At 30.1% G+C, this 25,410-nt stretch carries 21 protein-coding genes and 1 pseudogene; 16 read left to right on the plus strand and 6 right to left on the minus strand.

Annotated features, from left to right (window positions below):
- Positions 1 to 148: 148 nt before the first annotated feature.
- Positions 149 to 283, minus strand: a complete 135-nt coding sequence (locus tag E4J94_RS17940; RefSeq protein ID WP_262710495.1) for a hypothetical protein — start codon at positions 281 to 283, stop codon at positions 149 to 151.
- Between the two features lie 292 nt (positions 284 to 575).
- Here E4J94_RS17940 and E4J94_RS17110 point away from each other — a divergent pair, with 292 nt between their 5' ends.
- The 9 genes from E4J94_RS17110 to E4J94_RS17150 all read left to right on the plus strand — a co-directional run bounded on the left by E4J94_RS17110 (position 576) and on the right by E4J94_RS17150 (position 11,914).
- Entirely contained in the window at positions 576 to 1,442 is an 867-nt protein-coding gene (locus tag E4J94_RS17110) for a DMT family transporter (RefSeq protein ID WP_135836997.1), read from the plus strand.
- 504 nt (positions 1,443 to 1,946) lie between these two features.
- Positions 1,947 to 3,005 carry a 3-oxoacyl-ACP synthase III family protein gene (locus E4J94_RS17115; protein WP_135836998.1) on the plus strand — a complete coding sequence of 353 codons (1,059 nt, stop codon included), beginning with the start codon at positions 1,947 to 1,949 and terminating at the stop codon, positions 3,003 to 3,005.
- 343 nt (positions 3,006 to 3,348) lie between these two features.
- Positions 3,349 to 3,780 (plus strand): cold shock domain-containing protein, encoded by a 432-nt coding sequence (locus E4J94_RS17120; protein WP_135836999.1) that lies wholly within the window; start codon positions 3,349 to 3,351, stop codon positions 3,778 to 3,780.
- Positions 3,781 to 3,794: 14 nt separating this feature from the next.
- Entirely contained in the window at positions 3,795 to 3,986 is a 192-nt protein-coding gene (locus E4J94_RS17125; RefSeq protein WP_135837000.1) for a cold-shock protein, read from the plus strand.
- Positions 3,987 to 4,357: 371 nt separating this feature from the next.
- On the plus strand, positions 4,358 to 5,497 hold the full coding sequence (locus E4J94_RS17130) for an efflux RND transporter periplasmic adaptor subunit (protein ID WP_135837001.1): 1,140 nt from the start codon (positions 4,358 to 4,360) through the stop codon (positions 5,495 to 5,497).
- Between the two features lie 13 nt (positions 5,498 to 5,510).
- On the plus strand, positions 5,511 to 8,639 hold the full coding sequence (locus E4J94_RS17135; protein WP_135837002.1) for an efflux RND transporter permease subunit: 3,129 nt from the start codon (positions 5,511 to 5,513) through the stop codon (positions 8,637 to 8,639).
- Between the two features lie 3 nt (positions 8,640 to 8,642).
- Positions 8,643 to 10,046, plus strand: a complete 1,404-nt coding sequence (locus E4J94_RS17140) for an efflux transporter outer membrane subunit (RefSeq protein ID WP_135837003.1) — start codon at positions 8,643 to 8,645, stop codon at positions 10,044 to 10,046.
- Complete coding sequence (locus E4J94_RS17145; RefSeq protein ID WP_135837004.1) at positions 10,047 to 11,150, plus strand: sensor histidine kinase; 1,104 nt, start codon at positions 10,047 to 10,049, stop codon at positions 11,148 to 11,150.
- A gap of 8 nt (positions 11,151 to 11,158) precedes the next feature.
- The gene (locus tag E4J94_RS17150; protein WP_135837005.1) at positions 11,159 to 11,914 is read left to right on the plus strand and encodes a LytR/AlgR family response regulator transcription factor; all 756 of its coding nucleotides are present in this window, start codon (positions 11,159 to 11,161) and stop codon (positions 11,912 to 11,914) included.
- 104 nt (positions 11,915 to 12,018) lie between these two features.
- On the opposite strand, the gene E4J94_RS17155 is transcribed toward E4J94_RS17150, so the two are convergent.
- From E4J94_RS17155 to E4J94_RS17165, 3 genes are read right to left on the minus strand one after another with little or no spacing between them, the layout of a single operon-like run.
- The gene (locus tag E4J94_RS17155; protein WP_135837006.1) at positions 12,019 to 12,249 is read right to left on the minus strand and encodes a thioredoxin family protein; all 231 of its coding nucleotides are present in this window, start codon (positions 12,247 to 12,249) and stop codon (positions 12,019 to 12,021) included.
- A gap of 22 nt (positions 12,250 to 12,271) precedes the next feature.
- Positions 12,272 to 13,168 (minus strand): dihydrodipicolinate synthase family protein, encoded by an 897-nt coding sequence (locus E4J94_RS17160; protein ID WP_135837007.1) that lies wholly within the window; start codon positions 13,166 to 13,168, stop codon positions 12,272 to 12,274.
- 30 nt (positions 13,169 to 13,198) lie between these two features.
- The gene (locus tag E4J94_RS17165) at positions 13,199 to 13,699 is read right to left on the minus strand and encodes a cupin domain-containing protein (protein WP_135837008.1); all 501 of its coding nucleotides are present in this window, start codon (positions 13,697 to 13,699) and stop codon (positions 13,199 to 13,201) included.
- A 100-nt stretch (positions 13,700 to 13,799) separates the two neighbouring features.
- Here E4J94_RS17165 and pdxR point away from each other — a divergent pair, with 100 nt between their 5' ends.
- The 4 genes and pseudogenes from pdxR (at position 13,800) to E4J94_RS17185 (ending at position 19,415) form a co-directional block, all read left to right on the plus strand.
- A complete protein-coding gene (gene pdxR / locus E4J94_RS17170) occupies positions 13,800 to 15,224 on the plus strand; it encodes a MocR-like pyridoxine biosynthesis transcription factor PdxR (protein ID WP_135837009.1) in 1,425 nt (474 codons plus the stop codon).
- A 570-nt stretch (positions 15,225 to 15,794) separates the two neighbouring features.
- Positions 15,795 to 15,974: pseudogene (locus E4J94_RS17995) on the plus strand (IS982 family transposase); the annotation flags it as partial.
- A gap of 98 nt (positions 15,975 to 16,072) precedes the next feature.
- Positions 16,073 to 17,653 (plus strand): tetratricopeptide repeat protein, encoded by a 1,581-nt coding sequence (locus E4J94_RS17180; RefSeq protein WP_135837010.1) that lies wholly within the window; start codon positions 16,073 to 16,075, stop codon positions 17,651 to 17,653.
- 130 nt (positions 17,654 to 17,783) lie between these two features.
- Entirely contained in the window at positions 17,784 to 19,415 is a 1,632-nt protein-coding gene (locus E4J94_RS17185) for a T9SS type A sorting domain-containing protein (RefSeq protein WP_135837011.1), read from the plus strand.
- 152 nt (positions 19,416 to 19,567) lie between these two features.
- Here the strand turns inward: E4J94_RS17185 and E4J94_RS17190 are convergent, their stop codons facing one another.
- The gene (locus E4J94_RS17190; RefSeq protein WP_135837012.1) at positions 19,568 to 20,170 is read right to left on the minus strand and encodes an NAD(P)H-dependent oxidoreductase; all 603 of its coding nucleotides are present in this window, start codon (positions 20,168 to 20,170) and stop codon (positions 19,568 to 19,570) included.
- A 96-nt stretch (positions 20,171 to 20,266) separates the two neighbouring features.
- Between E4J94_RS17190 and E4J94_RS17195 the strand changes: the two genes are divergently transcribed.
- On the plus strand, positions 20,267 to 20,614 hold the full coding sequence (locus tag E4J94_RS17195) for a winged helix-turn-helix transcriptional regulator (protein WP_135837013.1): 348 nt from the start codon (positions 20,267 to 20,269) through the stop codon (positions 20,612 to 20,614).
- Positions 20,615 to 20,739: 125 nt separating this feature from the next.
- Here the strand turns inward: E4J94_RS17195 and E4J94_RS17200 are convergent, their stop codons facing one another.
- The gene (locus tag E4J94_RS17200; protein ID WP_135837014.1) at positions 20,740 to 21,195 is read right to left on the minus strand and encodes a hypothetical protein; all 456 of its coding nucleotides are present in this window, start codon (positions 21,193 to 21,195) and stop codon (positions 20,740 to 20,742) included.
- A gap of 907 nt (positions 21,196 to 22,102) precedes the next feature.
- On the opposite strand from E4J94_RS17200, the gene E4J94_RS17205 reads away from it, so the two are divergent.
- On the plus strand, positions 22,103 to 23,614 hold the full coding sequence (locus tag E4J94_RS17205; protein WP_135837015.1) for a helix-turn-helix domain-containing protein: 1,512 nt from the start codon (positions 22,103 to 22,105) through the stop codon (positions 23,612 to 23,614).
- Between the two features lie 156 nt (positions 23,615 to 23,770).
- Positions 23,771 to 25,339, plus strand: coding sequence for a hypothetical protein (locus tag E4J94_RS17210; RefSeq protein ID WP_135837016.1), 1,569 nt, complete (start codon positions 23,771 to 23,773; stop codon positions 25,337 to 25,339).
- Positions 25,340 to 25,410 lie beyond the last annotated feature (71 nt).

The following is a 25,410-nucleotide window of genomic DNA, read 5'->3' on the forward strand; positions in this document are numbered from 1 at the left end:
TACAATTGTAAGGAGGTTGATTCTTTTATGCTTTATAAAAGAATAATTAGAATTGTTCGGTTATAATTAGCAGCCCAAATCTCAATTTCTATTTTTAACTTCGGAAGTCCTCAAGCTGTTATATAAGCAATAGTCATTGAAGGGTATTTTAGACCAAATAATTTGTCTTATTCTCGTCGAAAAAATCCCAATCAATTTCTTCGGTTGACCATATATTTACTTTAGTAAAATGTTCGGGTGTTAAGTTTTGACTAATTTCCTTAAAATCATCTTCTCTTTGCATTCTTGATTATTATTTTTTAATTATTGACACTAATAGTAGTGTGAAATTAGTAGTCTATAGCAATAAATGGTTGTGTTTAGCTGAATATTTTATTATATTTACAACTATAATAACAAGATATGAACAGATTAAGTTGTCTTCCTCCTCCAAGAGCTTAATATTACTTCAAGATTTTAAAGAAGTGCAGCGCTGGCTAATTTAGTCGGTTATTTTGCTGTACCTCAAATTCTCAATCAAATTTTAATAATATAAATTCTCGTTTCTGTAAAAAGGAATGGAGAGACAATATTTTATGAAAAAATCATATTTGTTATTACACTTTAGTGTGATATTACTTGGCTTTTCAGGTGTATTCGGAAAGCTTATTTCTTTGAACGAAGGTTTGTTAACATGGTACAGAGTATTTTTCTCTGCAATTATCTTATTTATTATTATAAAACTGCTGAAAATTAATACAAATATCAGCTTAAAAGAAAAAATAAAAATAGCTAAGATTGGTGTATTTATAACATTTTCTTGGGTTTTATTTTATGGTAGTATCAAATATTCCAACATTTCTATTGGAGTTGTATGTTATTGTATGGCAAGTTTTTTTACTGCTATTCTTGAACCTATTATCAATAAAAAGAAATTCAAATTATCAGAGTTACTTTTAAGTTTATTGACTTTATTTGGAATCAGCTTGATTTTTAGTTTTGACGCCTCTTATCGGTTAGGAATTGTATTGGGTATTATTTCGCCTTTATTCGCTTCTTTTTATACCATTTATAATGAGAAGTTGACAATTTGCTACGATACTAAGCTTATTAATTACTACCAGATGATTGGAGGAACTATTGGTTTAGGAGTTTTATTGCCCGCATATTTGTATTTCTTTCCAGTGGAAAATATTTTTCCTAAAGGAAAAGATACATTCTATTTAATTATACTAGCTCTTTTTTGTACAGTAGGAGTGTATGTTTCAATCACTGAAATATTAAAAAAGTTATCCGCTTTTACTATTAATCTAAGTCTTAATTTGGAACCCATATATGCGATTATAATAGCATTTTGGTTCTTCGATGAGGGAAAACAAGTAAATATTTCGTTTTATGTTGGATTATTTTTTGTTATTCTCTCTGTAGTTCTACAAACATTTATTTCACTAAGAAACAAATAATTTATAACCTCTTGCAGTTCAACTGTAGGAGGTTTTTAATGGTATTATCTTCTATATTTCTTTTTTCTTTAAAGGTTTATGTAATTATCCCATCAGAATCAATTCCTATTTATCCTGAGAAGATAGTAAGATATGATTTTTTTGGAATTATAGTAACGTTAGAGTAGTTACCTACTAGTATTAAATCGAACTATTTTATTTGTTGTCGTGTTTTGCGATTTTTTAATGTATAACGTCTTATTTATATTTTCTGCATAATAATAGTCCTTAAAAAGGATTTAGGATAGCTACTCTAATTTAAAGTAAAAAAATATTTAAATCTATTTCGAGCGTTCTTATTTGAAAACAAAAATTTAGTATGAATATTATTTTAATATTTTTTAAGCTATTTTTGTTGTATAAACATAAAGTTTACGTTAAAAATATAATTTTATACTATTATTTATTTAGTTTTCCCGAGATTGTAAGCAATAATAGATTTTAGCTCTTCTATTTATAATATATATGACAAATCACTTTATAGGAATAGGAAAATATATTCCAACCGAAAAAATATCAAATCAATTTTTCGAAGAACATCAATTTTTTAATGAACAAGGAGAAATCTTAGATCAAAATAATGCAATTATATCGCAGAAATTAAAACAAATAACGGGTATAGAAGAACGTAGATATGCAAGAAATGACCAAGTATCATCCGATTTAGGATATATGGCAGCAGCTTCTGCGATAACAAATGCAAAGATTGATGCTGAAACCATAGACTATATTATATTCGCTCATAATTTTGGTGATGTAAAACATGATACAATACAGTCGGATATGGTTCCAAGTCTTGCTGCTAGAGTAAAAAATCTATTAAAAATTCAAAATCCTTATTGCGTAGCATATGATGTTATTTTTGGTTGTCCAGGTTGGATAGAAGGAGTAATACAAGCTAATGCATTTATAAAAGCTGGATTAGCAAAAAGATGTTTAGTAATTGGAGCTGAAACCCTTTCAAGAGTTGTAGATCAACATGACAGAGATACAATGATTTATGCTGATGGAGCAGGAGCGGTAATAATAGAACCTTCTACAAAGAATAAAGGTATACAAGCTCATTTATCTGCTTCTTATGCCAACGAGGAAAAAGATTATCTATTCTTCGGGAAATCATATAATAATGAGAAATGCCCGAATACAAAATACATCAAAATGTTTGGGCGTAAAATATATGAATTCGCGTTATCAAAAGTACCCTTAGCAATGAAAAAGTGTGTTGATGATAGTACATATAAAATAGATAATATCAGCAAAATAATTATTCATCAAGCCAATGAAAAAATGGATGAAGCGATTGTAAAACGCTTTTATAATTTATATGATCAAGATGTACCAAAAGATATTATGCCAATGAATATCTATAAACTTGGCAATAGTAGTGTGGCAACAATTCCAATTCTCTTGAAAATGATTATGGATAATGATTTAGATAATCATCAAATAAATGAAGGAGACGTTGTTTTATTTGCATCTGTAGGCGCAGGTATGAACATTAACACTTTTATTTATCAGTTTTAATTATATAAATTGAATAAGATCTAAGTTCTAGCTCATACAATAAGGTTAGAACTTTTTTTCTAATAATACTGAATTCTCTATGAATTAATAACACTCAATTCACTAAAACTTATTACCTTTGCCAAGTACTTAAGAAGATATTTTATCTTACATAGTTTACAATTGTATTCTTTATTTTACTTTTTTTAATTCACTAATTGACCTAGTCAATATAATTTTAACTTCTGTTTTCTAAAATATATACTTGTAAGTTTTACGTCTGTAAAATGTAAAATATATTTGATAATCAATTCATTTATTCTTAGGTTTTTAATATTAATAATAAAAGAACTATAAAACATTTATGGCAGATTCTACATCTAAAAAAGAAAATAGCAAAAAGAAAGCTTTAAAAAAATTAGAAAAATTAAACAAAAGAGAGAGCAGAAAAGACAATAACAATAAAGGAAAGTCGTTAGAAGAAATGATTGTTTATGTTGATGTATTAGGAAACTTTACAGATGTACCGCCTCATTTGCAAGACAAAGAAGCTGATTTGCTGAATAATAGAAGATTAGAATCTGACAATAGAGATGTTTTTATAGAAGGTACAGTTGATGTCTATAACGATTCGAAAGGATTTGGTTTTATAAAAGTACCAACTTCTAATGATAAAGTATTCTTTCATTTCAAAGAATCAAAAGAACTGCTTAAGGTAGGAGACAAGGTGCAGTTTAAAAAAGAAATGACTGAAAAAGGATTCAGAGCAATTCAAATTTCGAAAAAAATAAATTAATTAAATAAATAAGTATGCAAGAAGGAACAGTAAAATTCTTCAACGAATCAAAAGGTTTTGGTTTTATCTCTAACGCAAATGGAGGTGAAGATGTTTTTGTACATGTTTCTGGATTAATTGATAAAGTAAATGAAAATGATCAAGTTACTTTTGATATTGAAAAAGGAAAAAAAGGCCTTATGGCTGTTAATGTAAAAAGAAAATAATTTATAGTATAAATTAATTCTTATAGAACAAAGAAAGTCCTTATTTAGATAAGGACTTTTTCTTTTTAGTACGATATTTAAGTTTGTTTATTAATAAGGAATGTTAAGCGGTTATTGCTGAAAGGATTACTTCACGTTTACCACAATGGGTTAAAAAGAACAGAGAAACTTTATTAAAGTTGATTCGGTTTAAGAAATAAATGGTCTATAATTTATATAAAAAAAGTAAGAAAAACTAAAAGTCGCTAAAAGGTTTAAATTCTTATTTCTGCATTTCAGCTTTCATTTTCTTCACTTCGGTTATTATTCAAAAGTAAGGAGGTTATAGCCTCTTTATTTTTGTGGTAGAAATAGTTAAAATGTAAGAATTAATGAAACGTTTCATCCACAACAAAATCTTAATAGCGAGTTTGCTATTAGTCTCTACATATATTTTACAAAGTTGTAAAAATTCTGAAAAAGAAGTTACAGAGCAAGCAGAAATAATACAGGCAGAAATACTGACTTTACACTCAACTGAAGCAGTAATAGATCAGACTTATCCAACCAATTTAGAAGGAAAAGACAACATTCAACTGCGCCCTCAAATAAGTGGTTACATAGACAAAATTTATGTCGATGAAGGAGCTTATGTACAAGCAGGACAGCCTTTGTTTCGGATAAATGCCAGTGTATATCGTGAGCAAAAAAATACTGCTTTAGCTTCTTTGGCTATGGCTAAATCTCAATTAGAAACGACACAATTAGAATTAGACAAATACAAAGTATTGAGTAATTCTAAGGTAGTAGCAGACTTTCAATATCAAAAGGCTAAAGCGAATTACGAGAATGCCAAAGCGATGGTAAAACAGCAACAAACATTAGTTGCTTCGGCTGATGTTAATTTAGGTTTTTCTTTGATAAAAGCAACTGTCAGTGGTTACATTGGGCGTATTCCGAATCGTTTAGGCGCTTTGGTTGGTCCTACGGATACACAACCATTAACAACTTTATCTCAAGTGAGCGAAATCTATGCATATTTTGCTCTTCCAGAAAAGGAAATACTTAAAATTAATGCTTCTCGACAGGGAGCAAATTTATTAGAAAAACTGAAAAGCTTTCAAGATATTACTTTATTACTTGCAGATGGAAATCCTTATAATCATGTTGGAAAAATAGACATGATGGACGGACAATTCGATGCTACAACAGGATCGGTGATGCTTCGAGCTTCTTTTCCTAATCCAGAACGTTTACTAAGAACAGGAAATACAGGAAGAATTGTTTTAAAATCAATAGAACAAAATGTGTTTAAAATTCCACTTTTGGCAACTTACGAAGTACAAGATAAACTTTTTGTAGGACGTATTGGAAAAGGAAACAAAATGGAACGTGTAGCATTACAAGATTACACAAAATCAGGTAATTTTTACATTGTTACATCAGGCTTTAAATCAGGAGATAAAATTATTGCAAACGAATTGGCTATGATTCCTGAAAATGCTGTGATTTCCCCAAAAGTGAATAAATAAAATGCATTAAGAAATGTTAAATAAAATTATTAAAAGACCTGTACTTGCTACAGTTATCTCAGTTATACTAGTACTTTTAGGGATTTTAGGACTGTTGCGTATTCCTATGACACAGTTTCCTGAAATTGCACCTCCTACTGTTTTTGTGTATGGAACTTATCCAGGAGCTAATGCCGAAAGTGTTATTCGTTCGGTAGTCACGCCTTTGGAACAAGCTATTAATGGAGTTGAAAATATGGAATACATTAGTTCCAGTGCTGCTAATGACGGAAGTTTTTCCATCACGATTATTTTTAAACAAGGAGTAGATCCAGATCAAGCTGCCGTAAATGTACAAAACCGTGTCGCTCAAGTCAATTCTCAATTACCACAAGAAGTAATTCGTTTGGGGTTGACAACGACTAAACAACAGACGAGTTATTTGATGATTGTAAATATAAACAGTGAAAAGCCTGAAAAATATGACGAAGGTTTTTTACAAAATTATGCAAACATCAATCTTGTTCCTGAACTGAAACGTATTCCAGGAGTAGGAAATGTGACGATGTTTGGAGAAAAAGATTATTCAGTTCGTGTTTGGTTAGATCCAACTAAATTGTCTTCTTACGGTTTAGTACCTTCTGATGTAGAGACTGCTATACAACAATACAGTTTTGAAGCGTCTCCAGGAACATTGGGTGAAGAAAGTGATGTTACTTTACAATATACTTTGCGTTATAAAGGTAAGTTGAATAAGCCCGAAGAGTTCGAAAAAATCATTCTTCGTTCTAAAACAGATGGTTCCATATTACGTTTAGGAGATGTGGCACGTATTGAATTTGGACAATCTACTTATTCTAGTGATACTTTTACAGACGGAAAGCCCTCGGTTGTATTTGCAGTTATTCAAGCAAGTGGATCTAATGCAAATGACATTGCAATTGAAGTAAATAAATCATTAGATAATTTTCAGAAAAATGCTCCAGATGGAATCAAATATGAATTGATTCAAAATATGAAAGATCGATTGGATACTTCTGTTTCACAAATGAAAACTACATTGATTGAAGCCTTCTTTTTGGTATTTATTGTTGTACTCATTTTCCTTCAAGATCTTCGTTCAACGATTATTCCAGCTATTGCGGCACCAGTGTCCATTATTGCTACCTTCTTTTTCATTTACATGATCGGTTTTTCAGTAAATGTTTTGACTTTATTTGCTTTAGTATTGGCAATTGGTATTGTGGTAGATGATGCCATTGTAGTTGTAGAGGCCGTACATGCCAAAATGCAGGCAACAGGCGAAACTGCTAAGAAAGCAACGGCATCTGCAATGAGTGAAATTAGTGGAGCCATTATTTCGATTACTTTGGTAATGTCTGCTGTATTTCTTCCAGTAGGATTTATGGAAGGTCCGGCAGGAATATTTTACAAACAGTTTTCGTATACATTGGCAATCGCCATTTTGATTTCTGCAATTAATGCTCTAACATTGAGCCCAGCTTTGTGTGCTTTGTTATTAAAAAATCATGAAATAAATGAAGAAGGAAAAAAGAAAAAGTTTACACAACGTTTTGCTGATGCGTTTAATGTTAGTTTTGAAAGATTAACATATAAATATATCGGAGTAGTGAAGTTTTTAGGAAGGAAAAAACTTCTTGCCATTGGGTTATTAGTTTTGATTTCTTTCAGTGCATTCTTTTTAATGAATAATGCTCCAAAAGGTTTTGTTCCAGAAGAAGATGATAACAACTTAAGTTTTGTAGTTAATTTACAGGCAGGGACGAATTTGCAATTTATTACAGAAGAAATGGAAAAGGCAACTAGGATGGTTCTAGAATTGCCCGAAGTTAAAAGTATTAGTACAGTTTCTGGTTTTAATTTATTTACAAATGGTGCGGCACCCAATTCGGCAATGGGTTTTATTACATTGAAAAAACCGAAAGAGCGTGGTGAAATATCAGATATCAATGAAGTAATGCACAAAATCGAAGGAGTTATGAAAGGAAAAATTAAAGGAGAGTTTTTGATTTTTCGTAATCCTGCTGTAGAAGGTTTTGGTACTGCTGGAGGTGTCGAATTTGTTTTACAAGATAGAACTTCTGGTGATATTAAGGATTTTGAAGCAGTTAGTAAAAAAGTAATTGAAGCGATAGGAAAACGTCCTGAAATAGGAATGGCGTTTACAACTTTTCGAAGTGATTTTCCTCAATATGAAGTAGAATTAAATGAGGATAAAGCACAACAATTAGGATTGACTCCGAAAGAAGTAATGGATGCTTTACAATTATATTTAACAGGTTCGCAAACAACAGATTTCATTCGTTTTGGAAGGCTGTATCGTGTAAATGTTCGTTCCGAAGCTGAATTTAGAAAAGATGAAGCATCATTAAATCAAATTATGGTTCGCAATAATCTAAATCAAATGGTACCGATTTCTACCTTGGTAACGCTTAAAAAAGTTTTTGGTCCACAAGATATTAGCCGTTACAATTTATACAATAGTATTCGGGTAAATGTAAACGCTACAGGTGACGCTAGTACTGGAAAAGTAATGACGGCAATTGATGAGGTTCTTAAAGAAGAACTTCCAAAAGGATACAGTTATGAATATAGTGGATTGGCTTTACAAGAACGAAATTCTGGTTCACAAATGATATTTATTTTTGGATTAAGTATTCTATTTATTTACTTCCTTTTAGCAGCGCAATATGAAAGTTATTTCTTGCCATTAGCGGTAATACTTTCTTTACCTACAGGAATCTTAGGGGTATTTCTTGCCATTGGTTTTACTGGATTAGATAATAATATTTACGTACAAATTGCATTGATTATGCTTGTTGGTTTATTGGCTAAAAATGCCATTCTAATTGTAGAATTTGCTATACAACAACGTAAAGCAGGATTATCAATTTTTGATGCAGCGATTACAGGTGCTCGAATGCGTTTGCGTCCTATCATAATGACATCGTTAGCGTTTGTTGCCGGATTAGTTCCATTAATGTTTGCAACTGGAGGTACAGCAATTGGTAATAAATCCATCAGTATCAGTGCCGCTGGTGGAATGTTAAGCGGTGTTGTATTGGGGGTATTAATTATACCTGTTTTGTATATGATTTTTCAAAGTTTACAAGAAAAAGTTTCTAGCAATAAAAATGCGTAACAAATGAAAAAAATAACGATAAAAAATATAGGAATCGGATTAATTTTGGTTTTGTTAGTACAATCTTGTAAAGTAACGCAAGATTATGCACGTCCAGATCTTAATCTTCCAACAGAATATACAGATAATCCTATAACGAATAATGGTAATGTTGAGGAAATTGCGACTTATCAAAATTTTTTTAAGGATGATAAATTGATAAGCTTGATCGATAAGGTCATTATAAATAATCTAGATTTAAAGATTGCTGCTGAACATATTTTAGCAACTGAAGCTTTACTGAAAAGTGTGAAACTAAATTATCTACCTGATGTTAATCTACAAGTAAGTGCAGGCGTACAACAGCTTTCTAAAAATAGTATGATGGGTTCATTTTCGAGTACAAAACTGTCCGAAGAGTATAATTTTGCACCTTCTGTTTCTTGGGATATTGATTTTTGGGGAAAGTTGGAAAAACAACGTGAAGAAGCTTTAGCTAACTATCTTAGTCAGGCTGAAAACCGTCGGGCATTACGCGTACAGTTAATCGCTCAAACAGCACAAGCGTATTATAATTTACTGAGTTTAGATGAACAGTTACGTATTACACAAGAAGTATATAAGAGTATGAAAGAAACATTGGATATGCTTCATGTTCAATATTCTGTTGGCGATGTAAGTTCATTAGCAATTAAACAATCCGAAGCTCAGCTAGCCGAAACAGCTGCATTAATTCCTGAAATAAAAACTAGTATTAAAGCACAAGAAAATGCTTTACAGACCTTAGCAGGAAGTTATCCAGATGTGGTAGAGCGTGTGAATTCTTTTACTAATGCGTCTTTTTTAAGTTCACTAGAAGCTGGTGTTCCGACAGATATATTGCAAAATCGTCCCGATGTAAAACAGCAAGAATTATTGCTACAAGCAGCTAATGCACGTGTTGGAATTACGAAAGCAGATTTTTATCCAAGTTTGAAAATTACAGGACAAGGCGGATTAAATGCAATTAAAACAAGTAATTGGTTTTCTATTCCGGCTTCACTGTTTGGAACAGTTGCAGCAGGATTAACGCAACCTATTTTTAGCAAAAGAACGATTAAGTCAACTTATGAGCAAGCTCTGCATCAACGAGAAGCATCTGTACACGAGTTTAGAAAATCGGTATTGACTGCGGTAGAAGAAGTAAGCACTTCATTAAATAACATTAACGGAATAAAAGAACAAATAATAGAAGTAAATAAAAGAAAATCAGCCATGAATAAAGCCATTGCTGATGCACAAATGTTGTATAAGTATGGTGAAGCAAATTATTTGGAAGTACTAACGGTACAACAAGCTTATTTCCAGACAGAGTTGGCACATACATCAGCTATTCAGAAACAAATAAATGCGTACATTGCTTTATACAAATCGTTAGGCGGAAATTAAATGAAATTTAAAGATACTGTAATAGGTAAACAACAATGGAAACCATTTTTTTATTGGAGCGGTGTGTTAATTTCCTTGGGATTAGCACATTTGATTCAGTATTTATTGAATCCTGAAAGTAGTTGGTGGTTTTTCTATACAGAAGCAAAATGGACGGAAGTTTTAGCAAGTCTTATGGGCGGTGTAGTCATGTATACGGTTCTTTTCGGAATTATTGCCTTACTTTCTAATTGGGTGAATCAAAAACCTATTTTTAAAGATAGTGTGTTAGCACATTTCCTCCTTACCACAGGTGTTGTAATTGGCTCTATGTTTATGTTGCTGTATCTTGAAAATGTAGTTTATGAATTGATTTGGCCAGAACCTTCTATTACGAATAAAGAAATAGAATTAGAAATTCGTCAATATCTAGTGGTAAATGTTGTAGTTGCGGCATTTGTTAATAGTTTTTATCATTCTTTTTTCTTTTTTGAAAAATGGAAAGCAAAAGTCATTGAAAGTAATAAACTTGAAATACATGCGCTTCAATTGAAAGAGAATGCATTACAATCAGAGTTAGAAGTTCTGAAATTACAATTAGATCCTCACTTTCTGTTTAATAATTTCAGTATTCTAACTCAATTGATCGAAACAAATCCAGTAGGAGCTCAAGAATTTTTAGCAAATCTTTCAAGAGTGTATCGTTATATTTTAACTAGTGGGAAAAAAGATGTAGTCGCATTGGAAGAAGAATTAAAGTTTGTTGAAACCTATTTTCATTTGATTAAAATTCGACATGGAGAAAGTATTTATCTCGAAGTAAATATTAGCGAAGCGGATAAAACAAAAGGAATTCCACCAGTAACCTTACAATTATTGATGGAAAATGCCATTAAACATAATATTTCTACCATTAAAAAACCTCTAAGACTATCTATTGATAGTTCTGAAGATGGAACAATTGTAGTAAAAAACAATTTACAACGCATTAATATCGATTACAAAAGTACAGGTATGGGGTTAAAAAATATTCAGGAACGCTATCAGTTATTACAAGGAGAAATGCCAGAAATTAAGATATCAGTAACAAGTTTTGAAGTTAAGTTACCTTTGTTAAATTTATAAACAATGCCATGAAGTACATTATAATAGAAGATGAACAGCACAATGCTGCATTGTTAAAAAGTATTATCGATAAATATGAAGATATAACCATTTTGTTGGCGATTCTGCCTACTATTCAGGAAAGTATTGCCTGGTTGAACGAAAATACGCATCCTGATGTAATTTTTATGGATGTGCGTTTGGCTGATGGTTTGTCGTTTGAAATCTTCAAACATGTAACCATTCAATCACCTGTTATTTTTACAACGGCTTACGACGAATATGCTTTACAAGCATTTAAAGTTTATGGTGCTGCTTATTTACTAAAACCTATTGTTAAAGAAGAATTAGCAGAGGCTTTAGAAAAAGTGAAAAGAATTAAACCTAAATTTTCTGATGATGATTTAGGGTTGCTTGTGAATATGTTTCAAACCCAACAAAAAAAATACAAAAGTCGTTTTTTACTTCACTACCGCGAAATCTACAAAGTTATTCCTGTAGAAGATATCGATTATGTTTTTCTTGAACATAAAACCGTTTATTTCAGGTTACGAGATGATTCATCTATTACGGTACCATACAATCTGGAAGAACTAGAAGAACAGCTCGATCCACAGTTTTTCTTTCGTGTAAATCGTCAGTATATTTTACACATCAACAGTATCGAGAGTATGCACAAATATTTTAACGAAAAGACAAAAGTCATTTTGAAACGTGATCGAAATGCAGAAGTAATTGTAAGCCGAATAAGAATGCCGCAGTTTAAATTATGGTTGGATAGATAATCAGTTAATTTTTATATAATAAATTATGTATTAAATAGTTTAATAAGAATAAAGAAGTTTTTTAACCCCTCCCAAAAGTTAGTTTTTCGGGAGAAGTTTATAATTTATTTTACATCTTCGATAGAAGCTCCGAAATTGATATGCAAAACATTTCCGTTTACTAGAACAAGAGCAGGAACTGATAATACACCTGCATTTTCGGCTTCTTTAATTTTTGATTTATCCGTACCTAAATGGATAACTTCAACTAGATCTTTTGGAATTAAATTTAAAAGATCTTTTTCAGCACTAACACAGACAGGACAACCTGCATGGTAAAAAATAGCTTTTTTCATTTTATTTTTGATTTAAAAGTTACTACTCTTCAATGTTGTAGTTTAATGTTTTTAAAATGTTTTTAAGTTCTTCAACTTCGTTTTCGTTTAGAGCATTTAAAGGACTTTTAAAGTGCCCTCCGCCAATTCCCAATAAATCCAATCCAGCTTTTATAGATCTTGGTAATCCTTTTGCAACAATAAACTTTAATAAATCCATTTGCTGGTAAAATAGTTCACGAGCTTTTTGCAAGTCATTTTCCTGAATAGCATTATACAGGGCGATGTTTAATTCGGGAATCAAATTCGGAGCTGCCGTACACCAACCGTTTGCACCAGCTGAAAAAGCGGCTAATGCCAAAGGATTTGATCCGTTATAAAAAGCAACATCTTCACCTAATTCTCTTCTTAAGTAATGCATGCGCTGAACATCGCCACTACTTTCTTTTACCATCGTAACATTAGGAATTTCCAATAATCGTTTCAATAAATTGGACGACATATCTACTCCGCTTGTTGCAGGATTGTTATAAACCATAATAGGAATAGAAATTTTAGAAGCAACCGAATCATAATGTTTTATAATTTCCTGATCCGATAATTTCCAATAACTCATCGGAATAATCATAACAGCTGTTGCACCCGCTTTTTCGGCAAATTGAGCATGGTAAATCGTTCGTTCTGTTGTAAGATTCGATACACCTACTAATGTGGGAACTCGACCTGCGACTTGTTGCATCGTAGCTTCGGTAATAGCTTCTTTTTCTGTATCGTTTAGATAAGGCATTACACCTGTACTTCCCAACGGAGCAATCGCATGCGAGCCGGAAGTAACCAAACGCTCGACTTGTTTTTTAAACAACGGAAGGTCTATATTCTCATTTTGATCAAATGGCGTTACCGGATAAGCAATCACGCCTTTAAAAGGTATATTGTTCATTTTTCTTTTTGTTTTAAAGTTCTTTTATCGTTAAAAATCTCTTCCTTCTTCTTCTCGTAATGCCACGCCAAGGTTTTGAAGTTGAGGAGCATTTTCGCACGCAATATATTTCGCTGGTTCGGTATCGCTTAGGTTTTGATGCTGATGCCAAGCCCAAGAAGGAATGTATAAAGCATCGCCCGCTTGCCATTCTACAATTTCGTCTTCAACACGAGTCCAACCTTTACCTTCAACCACATATAAAACAGTTTCATAAGTGTGGCGGTGTAAATGTGTTTTCTGTCCTGGTAACAAACCTCCAATAGTCATACTTACATTTTTACTTGGCAGATCTACAAAAAATACAGGATGTTTTCTTTCTTCCGAAAATTGATTGTGAACTCCTGCATTTTCAACGTTTTTGTGAATAATGTGCGAAGGTTTTAAATAGGTAGGTCTTGCAAAGGTTTGATGAAAATCTTTAGAACTGAATTGTTTTTGTTCGGCATGAATCGATTTTTTTACTTCTGTTGCGTTTTCTAATTTTGACATGATTAAAAATTTTTATTGTTTAATGCATTATTGCAATACAAAAGTATTTTATCTTTGGACTGTCTTAATGATACAGTTTTTATAAAAATAGCTAGTCCAGATGTTACGAGAATGGAAATTTGAAATTCAATTAGATAGTCAATCAGATAAAGCAATTTATCTCCAGATTGCCGATGCTTTAATAAATGATATTCAATCAGGCAGATTAAAATCGGGTGAAGCTTTGCCCGGAAGTAGGAATTTAGCCACAATGTTGAACGTTAATCGGAATACGGTTGTCGAAGCTCTAAATGTTTTATTGATAGAAGGTTGGTTAATTTCTAAAGAACGAAGCGGTACTTTTGTATCCGATTCTTTACCCGATTTTGAAGAAGCTGTAAAAAACGAGAAGACAGAAATCTCTTTAGAAGATATTTCAAATCCTTTAATTCAAATTATGTTTGATGACGGATATCCCGACAGTAAAATTGCACCTATTAAAGAGCTGGCAAGAGCTTATCGTCAAATCTTCCATCGAAAAGCAAGATGGCAAATGATGGGTTACAGTAATGTATTTGGAGATTTAGAATTTAGGAAAAACATTGTTCAAATGCTTAATCATCAAAGAGGAATGCAGGTTCAGGAACAAAATTTGTGTATAACTCGTGGAAGCCAGATGGCGATGTATCTTTCTGCTCATTGTATTTTAGAAAAGGGAGATTATGTAATGGTAGAAAATCCGGGCTATAAACCTGCTTGGAAAGCTTTTGAAAGTGCAGGAGCGAAGTTGCTTCCGGTTTCGGTTGATCAAGATGGATTGTTGGTAGATGAAGTTGTAAAATATTTAAAATCATCAAAAAAAATCAAGGCACTTTATACAACGCCGCATCATCAATATCCCACAACTGTTACATTGAGTTTGAAAAGGAGATTGGAATTAATAAAACTTTCAAACCAATACGGATTTACCATTATCGAAGATGATTACGACAATGAATTTCATTTTGGATATCGTCCGGTTTTACCTTTATCGAGTTTCAAAGAACTCCAAAATTACATTTACATTGGTACCATGAGCAAAGTCGTTGCTCCGGCATTGCGTATCGGATATTTAGCGAGTAATGATTCTTCTTTGATTAAAAAAGTAGGGGAATTACGTTCGATTATCGATGTACAAGGCGATAGTATAATGGAACAAGCCGTTTTACAACTTGTTAAAGACGGAACCATTAAACGACATATTAAAAAAGCAACACATCTTTACCAACAAAAACGTGATTTTACAATAGAACTTTTAAACAAACATTTAAAAGGAAAAGCTTCTTTTAACGTTCCTGAAGGTGGTTTAGCTATTTGGATAGTTCCGAATGAATACCAAAACTGGGAATCTATTGCTAAAAAAATGAACGAAAAAGGTATTAAAATCATTACACCAGATTCTTATAGTTTTGACAAAGGAATAAACGGTTTGCGATTAGGTTATGGAACATTAACAGAAGAGGATTTGGAAAAAGCGATTAAAACCTTTGCTGATATGTTAGAATGAGTTGATTATATTTAAGATGCTATTCTTTTTCCTGAAACATTAATACCGAAAACAGTTATTATAATATCCATCTATGTGCAACAATAGTATCGAAAGACAATTAATAGAAATCCATTGTGCATTATGATTTTTATAATTAAAAATAAGTTGTTCATTACGATGATAATTAGTAAATTATTTTAATTACAAAACGATTTAAAATGAACAACTTACTTGTGAATTAAGAAAAAATATTGGAAGTTTTAAGAAAAATATCTACAGAAAACAATTGCCCATTCAGCATAGAGTATTAATATTAAGCTATCTTGAGGTTATTAGTCTAAGTTTGACCGCTGAATACATGGGGCTGTACAGCGAAAGTGACTTTTTCCGTAAGCTTCTATCGTGTTTAACTATAAAATAAATTGCACAGTATACAATAGAAGAAAAAAACTGATGTTTTACCAAAATGTCATCAGCCTGAAACTTGCTGAAATATTTAATGAGTCGGAAGATATTTTTATAGTGGATAGTATGCTTTTGGAAATTTGTAAGATTGCTCGTAGTTCTCGTTAAAAAATATGTAAATAAATTGATACATTATTTTCTCAAATGTGTGACCAATTTATGGTAAGAAGCAATTATGCCAAATCTTTTGATGGGTTTAAAACTAGGATATTAACAAAGATTACCGCAATGACAGTCATTCAATATATCAACGAAAAAATATTCAACAGAAATATAAATAATTTAAAAATTAGCATTATTTAAAATACACAAAAGGTTAATACAGTTAAAAAATAAAACGAAGGTCAAAATAAGATTAAATCTTTTTGTAGATTTAAAAAATTAACACAAAAATATTTTTAATGACACAATCTCGATTCATTATCCTTCAAATTTTTCTTTTATTCAATTTCGTTAATGCTCAGGTTAAAAATACAAGTAGTGAATCATTTTTATTAAAAGCAAAACAATATAAAAACTTAGATTGGGTTAAAACACAAGACTTTTTAAATAAAGCATATATTGATGCAAAAACGAATGATGAATTAGGTGTTTTCTATATAGAAGCATCCAAAATATACTCAGAAACGAATCGTTTTGATGTAGCTTTAGATTATGCTAGAAAAGCATATAAAATTTACGATGGGAAATCTCCAAAAAAAATTGCAGAGATTAATGATATGTTTGCGTTTGTTTATTCTCAATTAAATGATACACCAAAAGCAATACAATACTATGAAAAACTACTTCAACAACATATCCAAAATAATAATAATTATGAAGAGATAAAGACTCTTAATAATCTTGGTAATGCATTTTTTTCGATTGAGAAATTAGATTCTTCAAATTATTTTTTTTCCAAAGCTTTAACTAAACTTAAGAATTATAATAATCCTGAACTTAAAGTTTTTGTTCTTGCAAATTTAGGTAAGGTGTATTCGTTTCAAGGAAATAATATCAAGGCATATGATTATCTAAATGAAGCTGAAAAGATATTAAATCATGAAAAAATAGAAAAAAGAAAAACTTTTTCTTTGGTTTATTTCTACTTAGCTAATTATTTTAATGGTATTAAAAATTATGATAAAGCTCTTTATTATGTAAAAAAAATGGATTCATATACAAATAAATCTAATGCCAATTTTGAATATAGAGATTTGCTTTGGACTTCTTACACAACTTTTTTGAATATAAAAGATTATAAAAGTGCTGCGATTACATTTAAAAAATATGATTCTATTCGTGAGCATTTGAATATAGAAGAGAAAGCTGTAAATGTGGAACGGACAAAGTTAAAACACGATTATGAGTCTCAGAAAAAAATAGATGAATTGATACAAACAAAAAAACAAACATATTATTTAGCTGGAAGTATTTTCCTTATTTTATGTATTATCATTTCAATTTTATTGGTGCTTAATTATAAAAGTAAAGTTTCCAAATTAGAGTTAGAAAAGCTTCTTCAAAAAGAAAAGAATAATAAACTTGAAATAGAGAATCATATGAAAGAAAAACAGCTTGTTTACAAATCTATGGAGCAATCTAAAGTAGAGGAGGTTTTTAAATCAATAATGGAACAAATTGATCATCTTAAATTGAAAGTACAAAACCAAAAGATAGTAGATGATATTTCTAAAATTATCATGGAGATAAAAACAAATATGAAAACCAATTCTTGGGAAGAATTTGAACATCATTTTGTAAATGTTCATGAATCATTTTTTAAAAATTTGGAAAATAAGCATTCTAATCTCACGACTTATGATAAAAGATTGGCAGCTATGATTGTGCTAAAATTGAATACAAAAGAAATATCCAATTTACTGAATGTAACTCCTAAAACTATAGAGAATTCTAGAACTAGGCTTAGGAAAAAACTTAATCTTACAAACACACAAGTTGATATTTACCATTATTTAAACTCTTTCGCAACATATGAATGATTTAAACTAATTCATTATTGTTTTGTAGTAAATAGGTGTGAAAAAAATGATAGTGTGTGCTAAGTAGGTGGTGTTATTTTAGGATTAAATTTTAAATACTAATTGTTTTGTAAGACTAAAAACAAATAATATGAAAAAATTAATTTTATCTTTTAGTATTTTATTCGCAACAATATCGCAAGCACAATGGACAACGGATACAAATACAAATTCAGTTATTTCCTTAAAAAATGGTGGAGCTTCTTTTTCAGTAGCTACAAGCGATGGGAAAACATACGTTGGGTTTTGGAAAAAAGTAGATTCACCTATACTTTATGAGTTAAGATTACAATTGTTGGATAAGAATGGACATAAACTTTTTGGAGAAGAAGGAAAGTTAATTAGCAATCAAATTCCAATGTCTAGTTATACTATGGTTGAAAATACTATTTTAGACAAAGAAAACAATTTATACATAGGTATAACAGGAAGTGGAAATGGGACTTTAGCATTTGTTTATAAAGTAACGCCTAATGGTGATTTACCTTGGGGGCTAAATGGAATTGAATTAGGAGAAGGATATTTACCTACTATTTTACCTTTATCTAATGGTGAAATTATGATTAGTTATTGGCCTTCTAGTAAAGTAAATGCTCGTCTTCAGAAATTTACAAGCGAAGGAAAACCAATTTGGATAAATCCATCAATCATTTATTCCGATGAGATATCTAAAAGTACTGTACCATCTAAACTTTATGAACAAAGTAATGGAAATGTAGTTGCTGTTTTTCACAAAATTACAACACGTAATTATACTAATTTATTTGCACAGAGTTTTGATAACAAAGGAAATACAGTATGGGAAAAGCCTGTAATGTTATCGGATAAAACATCTACTTGGAGTTCAAAAAATAGTAGTTTTTTTGAAAACGATGTAATTTATTATGCTTTCACAAGTGGAATGGCAGGACGTTCAGATTCGTATTTAGTAAGAGTCAATTCTGACGGTTCTCTACCTTGGGGAATTGGAGGTGTTGATTTTAATACAAATAATGCTTATTTCGAAAAAGATATACAAGTAGCCTCGCAAAAAGGGACAGATCATATTTGGGCAATTTCGACTTATAATAGTGCAAGTTCACAAAATTATATAGGTGAATATGTTCAAAAATTTGATAAAAAAACAGGACAAAGATTATTTTCTGATAATGGAAAAGAAGTATTTCCTATTTCTTTAAATAATGCTAAAGCGCATATAGGAAATTTATTATTAGATAATGATAAACCAGTTTTTGCATATGATAATCGAAAAGAATTTACGGTTCAAAAATTTACAACACACATTACGAGATTAAATAGTAATGGAGAATTTGATTTAAAAGAAGAAACATTACCATTGCTAACAAGAGAATCATTTAAATCTCATCATAATTTAGTTAAGACATCAGAAGATGAATTTGTTTTAACCTTTAATGAAAATGTAGATAATACAGAAACATCTGTATATGGTCAAAATATTATTTTACCTAAATCTGATTTAGCAATTAATGAAATTCTGGATTCTGAATTCAAGATTTATCCTAATCCAACAACTTCATTCTTATATTTTTCTAAAGAAACAGAAAATGCTAGAGCAGAAATATATAATTATGTTGGTCAACTTCTAAAAACAGAGATAATTAAAGATAATAAGGTTTCTGTAGAAAAGCTTCCAATGGGAAATTATATTTTAAGGACAGACTACAAAGGTAAAATCGTAAATTTGAAATTTATAAAAAAATAATAAAAAAAAGTCCATATGAATATGGACTTTTTTTTATTACTAATGTAATATTCTAAACTTTTTCTGAATGCTTTTTAATTTATTATTTTAATATCTTGTAAGTCTTTGTTATTTAATATTTTATTTAGACGTAAATAACTTGTTTTTATTCTTTAAATTGATTGGATAACTTCATCCAATTCAAAACGAGATTTTGGTAAGATAGTTGGATGCGCTAAATCATCTTTATCGGCATAACCTACCGTAACAGCAAACAAAGGTTGGTATCCATCTTGAGATAGTATTTCTTTGTAGGATTTTTTATTAATTCCTTCCATTGGAGTAGCATCTAGTCCCATGCTAATGCAGGCGCTTAAAAAGTAGCCTAAAGAAAGATAAACCTGGTGTTTCATCCAAGATTCTACAGCTGTATTACCATTCGATTTTATCATTGGTTCATAAAAACCTTTCACCCATGCATCAGGAAGAATAGAAAGATTTCGTTTCTCAAAATGTTCTATATTTTCCATTACACTAAAGACAACTAAAAGCTCTACATCGTTAATTGAATTTTCATTTGTATAAGATTGAGAGGCCAATTGTTTTTTTACATCTTTATTCGTGACAAATGTAAATTTCCAAGGTTGACTGTTAATAGATGAGGGACTTAATCGTATTATTTCCTTTAATTCTTCAATTTGTTCTGTCGAAATATTTTTTGTAGGATCATACTTTTTGGTTGCATATCTACTTTTCGCAAGATCTAAAAAACTCATAAATTTTTAAATTTAAATTATACTATACTTTTTATTGTTGCAAAACTAAATATAGTAATTTACCTTTGCAATAACGGTTAAAATTGATAGTAACAGATGTACAGTATAGACAATAAACAATACCCATGTTCCACTAGTTTGACAATGAGATATATAGGAGGAAAGTGGAAAGCTGTAATTCTCATACATTTAATAGAAAAAAAACGCTATAGTGAATTGAGGAAAGAATGTAAAGTGATTACAGAAAGAACATTGAGCCTACATTTAAAAGAAATGGAAGCAGATGGTTTGATTACCAGAACAGTACATACTAGTAAACCTCCTCTTAAAGTAGATTATGAATTGACACAGTTTGGAAAAACACTTATTCCTGTGCTTAAAGCTATTGCAGAATGGGGGAAAGATACAGCAGAGAATAATGATAGAATAAGTTTTGTGAAATAAAGGGATTACTAAAAAATGATAGAATAAGACTAAATCTCAAATTGAGAGTATTCTTTTCTAATTCTTTTTTTATCAGGTTTCTAATTTCTATAATTAAAAATAGTATCCAACAATAGAAAATTATATTACCTTTTTCTTTTATCACTTTTTAAATTGTGTTTTACGATTTCTAAATGTGTGTAAATTTGTGATAGTTCATTTTTCTGTTTATTTATACTTTTGATCATTGATTCAACTACATGGAATGGAATAGTAGCTTCTTGATTTAAAGCATTTTCAATAGTGTCTTCTTTTAAATTTTTTTCTTGAGAGTGGATAAGGTTTCTTAAATAATCGTTATAGGTAAATGAATCGATAAATAATGATTCCCCTAAGTTGTATTCTTCGATTAATTCTTTGATTAATTGAGAGCATTCTAAAGAAGTATTTCTTGTTACGAAAAAATCAAACCTTAACTTTTCAATTAGTTCATTTTCTCTATCTACTCCATAATCTTTACTAAAACTTTTCTTTGCATATATAAGGCTGATTAATGCAATAATTACTCCTATAATGGATAATAATATTCTAAGATTGTCCATAATCTATATTTGTATGTTTCCATGTAAAAATATTAACTATATAATGTTTGTTTTTACGGTTTTACGTAATTAGATTCAAATACCTACTTATTCTCGAAATAATGAAATAATCTCATTGTTCGCCCATTATTTATTTTCACAACTTGTAACATCATTATAAAACTAAAACAGTAGAAGTAGAAAGGAATAATTATAAATAATCAAGAAATTGCTTGTCATTTAGACGAATAAATAAATAGTGAAATACACTTTAAAATTAATTAGCATGATGGAAAAAAAGTTTAAACACAGATGAAGGCTTTACATTATCGTTAAAAAAAGTATTGATTTTAGTTTGATAAAAAACGCTTTTCATTGATTTTCAGTTTGTAAAAAAATAGAGTAGTGAATGAGTATTCTATTTTAAGGTTATTATTTTATTGATACTTTTCTTTGCGCATCTTTAGCCAACCTAAAAATGTGTAAGAAAAAAAATAAGTATATTATTTCTATTTCAATATGTCCTTCGAGGAAAGTTAGGGTATGCTTTTTTTTTATGTTTTTTGCATTTATTTGTTATCAGGTTTATACTTTTAAAAAGATAATTTTTTTGCATCAGAAAGACGATTATTCAAACGCATCTATACATGATTACACCTATAACTGTTGGGAAAGTAATTTTTATTTAATACAAAAAATTACAAGACCACCTCCTTCTTTAATTAATGTTTTATTTTTCTAAACTTTCTTTAATTAAAAGTAACTTATGTATCATCATCAGATACTAATTTAATATTAATTAAATACTACTGCTTAGGTAGGGTTTGGGATTTTTATATTAAAATCATTGGATGTGGTAATGATACATTCAAAGATATTAGATTCAATATACGGTTATTGATTTACAATTTTAATCAATTTGATTTTTATGAAGAAAATACACTCATTTATATTACTATTAATATCAATGGTAGTATTAAATGCGCAATCAAATACTTTCAAAGATATAGACAAGTTGTTAGAGTTTTCTCAGCAAGAATATGCAAAGATGGAACTAATATCTTCTTTGAAAAATGCAAAAAAAGCATTAACTCTATCAATAAATAATAAATATGACAAAGGGATATGTAAGGCTAATCTTAATATATCTAACGTACTATTAACAATAGGAATGTATAAAGACGGACTTTTTTATCTTGAAAATGCAGTATTAACCTCCTTTTATAAATCTACGCCTTCGATGCAAGCTGAAGTTTGCAGATTGAGAGGGCGAGCATATACAAGTCTTAAATTATACGAAATATCTATTAAAGAGTATAGAAAGCAATTGAAAATATCAAAAAATATAGAAGATAAAGATTTAAAAGATTTATCTATTTTGTTTACTCATCAGAATTTATCAAACACTTTTCAGATTCAAAACAATAAAGATTCAGTATTCAAACATCTAAAGATACAGGAAGAGCTGTTAAAAAAACATTTCAACGAAAAAGATGACTATTATTATTACTCTACTTTATATAATCAATATGGGGATTATTATTTGAGTCTTCAACAGCATGAAATTGCCAATGAGTATTTTAATAAATCTATCAAATTACTTCAGAAGAACGATGCACAGTTTCTCTACACTACTTTCATTGGACTTGCTAAATTAGAAGAAAGAAGAAATATAGAAAAGACAATCATTTATTATAAAAAGGCACTTGAAAATGCAAAAAAAATAGGATCGAAAGAAACCGAGATGTATATATATAAAGACTTGTCAAATTATTATATAACAAATAATATAAATAGTAAAGAGGCTACCATTTATTTATACAAATATCAAGCTTTGAATGATTCTCTTGATGTAAAGAATAAAGAGCTTGTTCAATTAGCCTTCGATCAACTTATTGACCAAAGAGACCAAAATCATAAAGAAAATAGTAAACAAATAGTTGTTTTTTTCTTCATAGTAGTATGTATTTCATTTGTAGGAATGATTTTTTGGTATGTACGTTTTCTTAAAACAAAGAAAGAGATTTTGAATATCATGGAAATTAAAACAATACTTCGGAGTAATATAAAAGAAGTTGGAGTTGAAATAGATAAGAAGCAAAAGAAAATTGAAGAATTAGAATTGAAAGCGAATAATTATTTTTTTGAATTAAGTAATTTGGTTGAACAAAATTCTCCTCATTTTTGGGGTCGTTTTCAAGAGATTTATCCAAGCTTTTCAAGCAAAATATTAGAAATAAATTCAACTTTAAAAGTTTCAGAACTCACTTTTTGTTCATATATCTATTTAGGTTTTTCAAATAAAGAGATTGCAAAATATACATATAAATCTATAAGAACAGTAGAGAATAATCGCTATAATCTTCGAAAAAAATTGAAGTTAAATACTGAAGAAGATTTTACTATATGGCTTAGAAAGTTTGTAGATAAATTACAATAAATCTATTGTTATAAAGTTTTTTTGTTTGTTAAGTTATTGGGATATAGTATTGTATTTAAATAGAGTAGTTGTTGAGTAGAAGGTTTTTAGGTTAATAATTGAATCATTATTTTCTTTGGACACCTAAAAAATATAACAACCAAATAAATATAATCAATGAAAAAGATAATTAATCTTATACTTTTATTACTATTCTGTAATATAATAAAATTAGGTGCACAAACATATGCTATACCTCCTAATGGTCAAACGACAATTAATGGCGTTAATATTAGTAGTTCTTCAGTAGGTTTTGTTGATCAATGGCCAGTAGCTTATGCTTCATTACCTTGTTATCAATTAGGAGCAAAGTCTATACGAGTAGGATATAATGCTTCTAATGCCAATGGAGTGGCAGATGCACCTTGGGTTGTAACTTTAAAATTTGATAGGCCTGTCAATAATTTAGTATTTGTAATTGGAGCTACAGGGAGTTCTCCAGTTCCTTCAGGAAGAGAAGATTTTAACTTTACAGCTAATCAAGGAGCTGTCACAATTTCTGCAATAACAAGTTGTAATACTACTATTACAGGAAACAAGATAACAGGTGGACTATATGGTGATTATGGTGGTGGTGGTGCCTTTAAAATAACAAGTACAACTTGGTTTACACAATTAACAATATCTGGACAAGGAGGTTTAGCAGGATCTCTTATTGCATTAAAAGATTTCATATCTAAACCATTATGCTACAATTCTGGTTTAGGTGGAACACCTGACGGTTATACGAATGTAGGAATTACAACTCAAACTAAACAACAAGTTTGGCCAGATAATGTTCCAAATGGATTTTTAGCACTAGAATCTAGTACAAAAGGAATGGTAATTACTAGAGTTCCTCATGTTAGTGCAACACCAAACCTAGTTACAGATGCAATAAAAGATCCAAAAGAAGGAATGTTGGTGTACGATATCCAAGATAAATGTACCAAGTTATACAATGGGACTATTTGGAATTGTATAAAAAATACGTGTGATTCTAGTGGAGAAACACCAAGAAAAATAAGATTAGGCTCTTATGGTTCTTGGGTAATTGGAGGAAATGCTTTTCCTGCCTATAATAGCCAATTAACTAATCCTGTAAATTATGGTCCAACAGGAACCTTCAAAGGGATTACTGGTTTTGAGTTTTCAAATATTACATCGCTTCTAGAAACGACTACAGCAGCTCAATTAAAAGTTAATTATGATATTATTAATGGCTTTTTTGAAAAAGTTTCGAGTACAAATGCACAGAAAATTGCTGATTATGTAAAATTAGGAGGTGTAGCTATTATTAACATAGATAATCCGCAGTACGATTTTAGTGCAATTTTAAATTCGTTTGGGATTACAGGTCCTTATAGTAGTTATGGAGAAATAAATGCGCGAAGTTCAATAACCAATCAGTTAAGTAATGTTTTTGGAGATACAAAAGATATTGCGTTGTTAGGCTCTGATACACAAGGAAGAGTTTTGGCAAATCAATTACCATCAACAAGTACTATTTATGCTAATGAAACAGCTGTAGGAGGAGGTGTTGCAGTTTGGACGATAGGAGGAGATTTTAAAGGAAAAGTTATTTTCGTTTGGGATGAAGGTATATTTAGAACGCCAATATCAGGAACAGTAATCGATACATCTCAAGAAAAATTTGTTCATAATTTAATGGCTTACGCTTTAGTGCAATTAGGATTTCAACCATAATAATCAATAAAAGATAATACAATGAAAAATATACAAATAGTAGTAGCCATGTTTCTTTCAATCTTTTCATT

This window comes from Empedobacter tilapiae, assembly GCF_004785645.1.
In the GTDB taxonomy this organism is placed as follows: Bacteria; Bacteroidota; Bacteroidia; order Flavobacteriales; family Weeksellaceae; genus Empedobacter; species Empedobacter tilapiae.